This is a genomic window from Nocardioides sp., assembly GCF_030149505.1.
Taxonomy (GTDB): Bacteria; Actinomycetota; Actinomycetes; order Propionibacteriales; family Nocardioidaceae; genus Nocardioides.
In genome coordinates, this window is the sequence record NZ_JASBRN010000063.1 from 53579 (window position 1) to 60583 (window position 7005).

Below are 7005 nucleotides of genomic sequence, written 5' to 3' on the forward strand. Positions count from 1 at the left end.
GAAACCGCTCCTGCAATAGGGACACACCTAGTGAGACCCGCCCACCGTCGTACGCCCAGTCGGCGCATGGTTCCGGAACGTGGCGCCGGCTCGGCGACGAGGGGTCAGCCGACGGAGCGGTCGCCGGTCCAGAACTGGGCGCGCAGGGCCTTCTTGTCGGGCTTGCCGAGACCGGTGAGCGGGAGCGCGTCGGTCGCGATGACCTGCTTCGGGGCCTGCACCGAGCCCTTGCGCTCCTTGACCATCTCCTGGATCTCGTGGACGACCTGGTCGGTGAGCTCGTGGCCCTCGCGCAGCACGACGATCGCGGTGACCGCCTCGCCGAACTTCTCGTGCGGGGTGCCGATCACGCCGACCTGGGCGATCGCGGGGTGCTCGGCGACGACGTCCTCGACCTCGCGCGGGAAGACGTTGAAGCCGCCCGTGACGATCATGTCCTTGGTGCGGTCGACGATGTACCAGAAGCCGTCCTCGTCCTCGCGGGCCACGTCGCCGGTGTGCATCCAGCCGTCGCGGAAGGTCTCGGCGGTGACCTCCGGGAGCTTCCAGTAGCCGCCGGAGAGCAGCGGGCCGGCGACGCAGATCTCGCCGGGCTCGCCCACCGCGACCGGGTTGCCGTCCTCACCGAGCAGCGCGGTGCGGACCATCGCCGCGGGGCGGCCGCAGGAGGACAGCCGCGCGTCGTTGCCGCTGGCCACGGCCTCGGCGTGGTCGCTCTTGGAGAGGTAGGTGATGACCATCGGGGCCTCGGACTGGCCGTAGTACTGCGCGAAGATCGGCCCGAAGCGCTCGATCGCCTCCTTGAGCCGGACCGGGTTGATCGCCGAGGCGCCGTAGTAGACGGTCTCGAGCGAGGACAGGTCGCGCGTGCGGCTGTCGGGGTGGTCCATGAGCGCGTAGAGCATCGAGGGCACCAGCATGGTGGCCGTGATCTTCTGCTCCTCGATGGTGCGCAGCACCTCGGCAGGGTCGAACTTCGTGAGCACGAACAGCTCGCCGCCCTTGATGACGGTCGGGGTGAAGAAGGCGGCGCCCGCGTGCGAGAGCGGCGTGCACATGAGGAAGCGCGGGTTCTCCGGCCACTCCCACTCCGAGAGCTGCACGGCGCTCATCGTCGAGAACGACTGCGAGAGGCCGATGACGCCCTTGGGCTTGCCGGTGGTGCCGCCGGTGTAGGTGATCGACGTGATGTGGTCCGGCGGGAGCAGCACCGCCTCCAGCGGCCGCGGCTCGAACTGCGCGGCGGTGGCGACGAGGTCCTTGCCGACGTGCGCCAGGTTCTCGGGCACGGGGCCGATCGTGAGGACCTGCTTCAGACCCGGGCACTTCTCCAGCAGGCCGACGGCGCGCTCGGCGAAGACCGGGTCGACGACCAGCACGGTGATCTCGGCGTCGTTGATGACGTAGGCGTGGTCGTCGAGCGAGCCGAGCGGGTGCAGCGACGTGCGCCGGTAGCCCTGGGTCTGGCCCGCGCCGAGGATGAACAGCACCTCGGGCCGGTTCAGCGCGAGCAGGGCGCCTGCGGTGCCGCGGCCGGCGTCGAGGGACTCGAAGGCCTGGACGTACTGGCTGATCCGGTCGGCCGTCTCGCCGCCGGTCAGGACCGTGTCGCCGAGGTGCATCACCGGCCTCGTGCGGTGCCGCTTTAGGGCGGCGACCATGAGGTGGCCGTTGTGGGTGCCGGTGCGCAGGGTGTCGGTGGCCGGGGTGTCGGTCGCGGTCATGGCCGTGAGACTAGAACGTGTTCCAGTTCGGGTCCAGCACCCTGCGCGCCGGCGGACGCGCGCAGCCTGCTCAGGCGAGCAGGTCCGCCACCCGGCGTACCTCGTCGGGGGTGTGGAGGCTGACCAGCAGGGTCGTGACGCCGGTGTCCTCCCACTCCGCGACCTTGTCCTTGACCTCGTCCGGCGTCCCGATGATGTGCAGGTCCTCGACCAGCTCGTCGGGGATGAGCGCGGTGGCCTCATCCTTCTTGCCGGCGAGGTAGAGCTCCTGCACCTTGACGGCGACCTCCTCGTAGCCCATCCGGATGAAGACCTGGTTGTGGAAGTTCATCTCCGCCGCACCCATGCCGCCCATGTAGAGCGCGGCGAAGGGCTTCATCGCGTCCAGCGCCCGCCGCTTGGCGTCGGCGTCCGGGACGATCTCGAGGTGGCAGGTGGCCGCGATCTCGAAGTCGTCGCGGGTACGCCGGGCGCCGGGCCGCGCGAAGCCCTCGTCGAGCCAGGGGCGGTACATCCCTGCCGACTTGGGCGTGTAGAAGATCGGGATCCAGCCGTCGGCGATCTCGGCGGTCTGGGCGACGTTCTTGGGTCCCTCGGCGCCGAGCCAGATCGGCACGTCGGCGCGCAGCGGGTGCGTGATCGGCTTCAGCGGCTTGCCCAGGCCGAGCGACCCGGGACCGGTGTAGGGCAACGGGTAGTGCGGGCCGGGGTTGGTGACCGGGCCCTCACGGCGCAGCACCTGGCGGATGATGTCGACGACCTCGCGGGTGCGGGCCAGCGGCTTGGCGAACGGCTCGCCGTACCAGCCTTCGACGACCTGGGGCCCGCTCACGCCCATGCCGAGGACCAGCCTGCCGCCGGAGAGGTGGTCGAGGGTGAGGGCGTGCATCGCGATCGACGTCGGGGTCCGTCCGGACATCTGCACGATCGAGGTGCCGAGCCGCACGTTGCTCGTCTCGCGACCCCACCACGCGAGCGGGGTGAAGGCATCGGAGCCCCAGGCCTCGGCGGTGAAGATCGCGTCGAAGCCGGACTCGTCGGCCGCCTGCACGAGGTCGCCGTGGTGCGTCGGCATCTGCGCCTGCCAGTAGCCCAGCTGAAGTCCCAGTTTCATGGTGGACACCCTGCCAGAACGGTTGCCTTCGTCATAGAACACGTTCTAGTTTCATCCCATGTCCCGCACCCTGTCGGCACCGGTGACGGTCGCCTTCGACTACACCCGATCCACCGGACCCGTCCTCGGACGCTTCCTGACCGGCCTGCGCGACGGCGTCGTCGTGGCCGGACGGACCTCCGACGGGCAGGTCGTCGTGCCGCCGCCGGAGTACGACCCGGTGACCCACGCCGCGCTGGAGGACTTCGTCGAGGTCTCCTCCGAGGGGACCGTGACGTCGTGGACCTGGGTGCCGGAGCCGGTCAAGCACCAGCCCTTCGACCGTCCCTTCGCCTTCGCGCTGGTCACCCTGGACGGGGCGACCCGGCCGCTGCTGCACGCGCTGGACGTCGCCTCCCCCGACGAGGTCTCGACCGGCATGCGGGTGCGGATCCGCTGGGCCGAGGAGCGGGTCGGCGCGATCACCGACATCGCGTGCTTCGAGCCCAGTGACTCCCCTGCACCCGACCCGGCCGCGCCCCTGGTGGCGCCCGCCGGGGCGGTGGACCCCGTCACGGGGATCGTCGTGCCGGTCAGCCTCGACTACACCTACGCCGCCAGCCCGGAGGAGTCCGCCTTCTACCGAGGCCTGGCCGAGGGCCGGATCCTGGGCCAGCGCTGCCCGACCTGCGGCAAGGTCTACGTGCCGCCCCGGGCTGCCTGCCCCTCCGACGGCACCCCGACCGCCGAGGAGGTCGAGCTCTCCCAGACCGGGACCGTCACCACCTTCTGCATCGTCAACGTGCCGTTCCTCGGGCAGCGGATCACCCCGCCGTACGTCTCGGCGTACGTGCTGCTGGACGGCGCGGACATCGCCTTCCTGCACCTGATCCTCGACTGCCCCGCCGACGAGGTGCGGATGGGCATGCGGGTCAAGGCGGTCTGGAAGCCCCGCGAGGAGTGGGGCACCACGATCGAGAACATCAGCCACTTCGCGCCGACGGGTGACCCGGACGCGGACTTCGACACCTACAAGCACCACCTCTGAGACGGGGAGAGAACTGATGAGAGACGTCGCCGTCGTCGGGTTCGCCCAGCGACAGATGCCCGAGTTCGACGGGTCCCCCACCTGCGTGGAGCTGCTGGTCCCGCTGTTCGAGGAGTGCTACGAGCAGACCGGGTGGACCCGGCACGACGTGGGCTTCTGGTGCTCCGGCTCCTCCGACTACCTCGCCGGCCGCTCCTTCTCCTTCGTGCAGGCCGTGGACGCGATCGGGGTCATCCCGCCGGTCAACGAGTCGCACGTCGAGATGGACCTGGCCTGGGCGATGTACGAGGCCTGGGTCAAGATCCAGACCGGCGAGGTGGACACCGCCCTGGTCTACGCCTTCGGCAAGTCCTCGGCCGGCGTCCTGCGCCGCACCCTGGCCCTGCAGCTCGAGCCCTACACGATGACCCCGCTGTGGCCCGACACCGTGTCGCTGGCGGGCCTCCAGGCCCGCGCCGGCATGGACGCCGGCCTCTGGGACGAGCGCGCCATGGCCGAGGTCGTCGACCGGTCGCTGCGCGACGCCGAGGCCAACGAGTACGCCGTGCGCAAGGGCGGCTCCTCGGTCGAGGAGCTGCTGGCCCGGCCGATGTACGCCGACCCGCTGCGCAAGCACGACTGCGCGCCGGTCACCGATGGCGCCGCCGCCCTCGTGCTGGCCGCCGGCGACAAGGCCCGCGAGGTGCGCGAGCGCCCCGCGTGGCTCACCGGCGCCTCGACGTACGTCGACGCCATGACGATGTCGCGCGACCTCACCGTCTCCGAGTCGGCCCGCCGCTGCGCCGCAGCGCTCGACCTCGGCGGTGTCGACACCGCCGAGCTGCACGCGCCCTTCAGCCACCAGGAGCTCGTGCTGCGGCGCGAGGCCGGGCTCGGCGAGGACGTGCGGATCAACCCGTCGGGCGGCGCGCTCGCGAGCAACCCGATGTTCTCCGCCGGCGGCATCCGGGTCGGCGAGGCCGCCCGCCGGATCTGGGCCGGCGAGTCCGACAAGGCGCTCGCGCACGCGACCAGCGGGCCGGCGCTGCAGCAGAACTTCATGTGCACCCTGGAAGGGACGATCTGATGGCCAAGCAGCCTGCCGCGGTGGTCGGCGTCGGCCAGACCCACCACCGCGCCCAGCGTGCGGACGTCTCGATGGCCGGCCTGTGCCGCGAGGCGATCGACCGGGCACTTGCGGACGCCGGGATGACCCTCGACGACATCGACGCGATCGTCGTCGGCAAGGCCCCGGACCTGTTCGAGGGCGTGATGATGCCCGAGCTGTTCCTCGCCGAGTCGCTCGGCGCGGCCGGCAAGCCGCTGCTGCGCGTGCACACCGCCGGCTCCGTGGGCGGCTCGACGGCGATCGTCGCGGCCTCCCTCGTGCAGTCGGGCGTGCACAAGCGCGTGCTGACCGTGGCCTACGAGAAGCAGTCGGAGTCCAACGCGATGTGGGCACTCTCGGTGCCGGTGCCGTTCAACATGCCGGTCCACGCCGGTGCGGGCGGCTACTTCGCGCCCCACGTGCGCTCCTACATCCGCCGCTCCGGCGCCCCCACCCACGTGGGCGCCATCGTGGCGGCCAAGGACCGCACGAACGCGCTGAAGAACCCCTACGCCCACCTGCGCGAGGCCAAGACCGTCGAGCAGGTGCTGGCCTCCCAGATGCTGTGGGACCCCATCCGGTACGACGAGACGTGCCCCTCCTCCGACGGCGCCTGCGCCCTGGTGATCGTGGACCAGGACACCGCCGCCTCCTCGCCGAACCCGGCGTGGATCCACGGCACCGTCATGCGCTCGGAGGCCACCACCGCGGCCGAGCGCGACCAGGTCAACCCGCAGGCATCGCGCGACGCGGCCGCGGCGCTGTTCAAGCAGGCCGGCATCACCTCGCCGATCGACGAGATCGACGCGGCCGAGATCTACGTCCCGTTCTCGTGGTTCGAGCCGATGTGGCTGGAGTCGCTCGGCTTCGCCGAGGAGGGCGGGGGCTGGAAGCTGACCGAGTCCGGCGCCACGGCGATGGACGGTCGGATCCCGGTCAACTGCTCGGGCGGCGTGATGTCGTCCAACCCCATCGGCGCCTCCGGCATGCTCCGCTTCGGCGAGGCTGCGCTCCAGGTGCGCGGGGCGGCCGGGGAGCACCAGGTCGACGGCGCGCGCAAGGCGCTGGGCCACGCGTACGGCGGTGGCTCGCAGTTCTTCGCGATGTGGGTCGTCGGCGCCGACAAGCCGACCAGTTAGGCCGCACCAGCGATCGATAGGGTCGGCGTCATGATCGAGCTCAGGACGCCGACCCAGATCGAGCAGATGCGACCCGCGGGCCGCTTCGTCGCCTCGGTGATCTCCGCCCTGGCCGAGAAGGCCGCGCCCGGGGTCAACCTGCTCGAGCTGGACGCCCTGGCCCACGACATGATCCGGGCCGCCGGCGCGGAGTCCTGCTACATCGACTACCACCCCTCGTTCGGGGCCTCGCCGTTCGGCAAGGTGCTGTGCACCTCGGTCAACGACGCGGTGCTGCACGGCCTCCCCCACGACTACGTGCTCGCCGACGGCGACCTGCTCTCCGTCGACTTCGCCGCGTCCGTGGACGGCTGGGTGTCCGACTCCGCTCTCTCCGTGGTCGTCGGCACCCCGCGCGAGGAGGACCTCCGACTCATCGAGGTCACCGGTCGCGCCTTGGAGGCCGGCATCGAGGCGGCCCGTCCGGGCAACAAGATCGGCGACATCTCGGCCGCCATCGCCGGGGTCGCGCGCGCCGCCGGCCTGTCGATCAACACCCAGTTCGGGGGGCACGGCGTGGGCCGGACCATGCACGGCGATCCGCACATCCCCAACGACGGGCGCGCCGGGCGCGGCTTCAAGCTGCAGCCGGGCCTGGTCATCGCCATCGAGCCGTGGTTCCTGCACACCACCGACGAGATCTACACCGACCCCGACGGCTGGACGCTCCGCAGCGCCGACGGCTCACGCGGTTCGCACTCCGAGCACACGGTCGCGATCACGGAGGACGGCCCCATCGTCCTCACCGACCGCTCGTTCCTCGGCGTCGACTGATCGCGTCGGTCATGGCATCCGGAGTCTGGATGCCATGACCCTCACGCCGTTCGACCGGCGCGCGGCGGCGATACGGCGTCCGGATGCCATGTTCCAGAGCC

6 protein-coding genes are annotated in these 7005 nt (G+C 71.1%); 4 read left to right on the plus strand and 2 right to left on the minus strand.

From position 1 onward, the window contains the following. Nucleotides 1-104: 104 nt before the first annotated feature. Both fadD8 and Q1V71_RS13895 read right to left on the minus strand, forming a co-directional pair. Entirely contained in the window at nt 105-1724 is a 1620-nt protein-coding gene (gene fadD8 / locus Q1V71_RS13890) for a fatty-acid--CoA ligase FadD8 (RefSeq protein WP_300644488.1), read from the minus strand. A 70-nt stretch (nt 1725-1794) separates the two neighbouring features. Beyond that, nucleotides 1795-2838, minus strand: coding sequence for an LLM class F420-dependent oxidoreductase (locus Q1V71_RS13895; protein ID WP_300644490.1), 1044 nt, complete (start codon nt 2836-2838; stop codon nt 1795-1797). Nucleotides 2839-2896: 58 nt separating this feature from the next. On the opposite strand from Q1V71_RS13895, the gene Q1V71_RS13900 reads away from it, so the two are divergent. From Q1V71_RS13900 to map, 4 genes are read left to right on the plus strand one after another with little or no spacing between them, the layout of a single operon-like run. Beyond that, on the plus strand, nt 2897-3865 hold the full coding sequence (locus Q1V71_RS13900) for a Zn-ribbon domain-containing OB-fold protein (RefSeq protein ID WP_300644492.1): 969 nt from the start codon (nt 2897-2899) through the stop codon (nt 3863-3865). Between the two features lie 16 nt (nt 3866-3881). Further along, nucleotides 3882-4931 carry a thiolase domain-containing protein gene (locus Q1V71_RS13905; RefSeq protein WP_300644493.1) on the plus strand — a complete coding sequence of 350 codons (1050 nt, stop codon included), beginning with the start codon at nt 3882-3884 and terminating at the stop codon, nt 4929-4931. Next, on the plus strand, nt 4931-6091 hold the full coding sequence (locus tag Q1V71_RS13910) for a thiolase domain-containing protein (RefSeq protein WP_300644494.1): 1161 nt from the start codon (nt 4931-4933) through the stop codon (nt 6089-6091). The genes Q1V71_RS13905 and Q1V71_RS13910 overlap by 1 nt, the downstream gene beginning before the upstream one ends. Before the next feature lie 30 nt (nt 6092-6121). Beyond that, nucleotides 6122-6904, plus strand: a complete 783-nt coding sequence (map, locus tag Q1V71_RS13915; protein ID WP_300644496.1) for a type I methionyl aminopeptidase — start codon at nt 6122-6124, stop codon at nt 6902-6904. Nucleotides 6905-7005: the final 101 nt, after the last annotated feature.

Excerpts from the sequence above, each read along its gene's own strand:
- Q1V71_RS13910 (WP_300644494.1), top strand. The coding sequence starts at position 4,931 with ATGGCCAAGCAGCCTGCCGCGGTGGTCGGCGTCGGCCAGACCCACCAC.
- fadD8 (WP_300644488.1), bottom strand. The coding sequence starts at position 1,724 with ATGACCGCGACCGACACCCCGGCCACCGACACCCTGCGCACCGGCACC.
- Q1V71_RS13905 (WP_300644493.1), top strand. The coding sequence starts at position 3,882 with ATGAGAGACGTCGCCGTCGTCGGGTTCGCCCAGCGACAGATGCCCGAG.
- Q1V71_RS13900 (WP_300644492.1), top strand. The coding sequence starts at position 2,897 with ATGTCCCGCACCCTGTCGGCACCGGTGACGGTCGCCTTCGACTACACC.
- map (WP_300644496.1), top strand. The coding sequence starts at position 6,122 with ATGATCGAGCTCAGGACGCCGACCCAGATCGAGCAGATGCGACCCGCG.
- Q1V71_RS13895 (WP_300644490.1), bottom strand. The coding sequence starts at position 2,838 with ATGAAACTGGGACTTCAGCTGGGCTACTGGCAGGCGCAGATGCCGACG.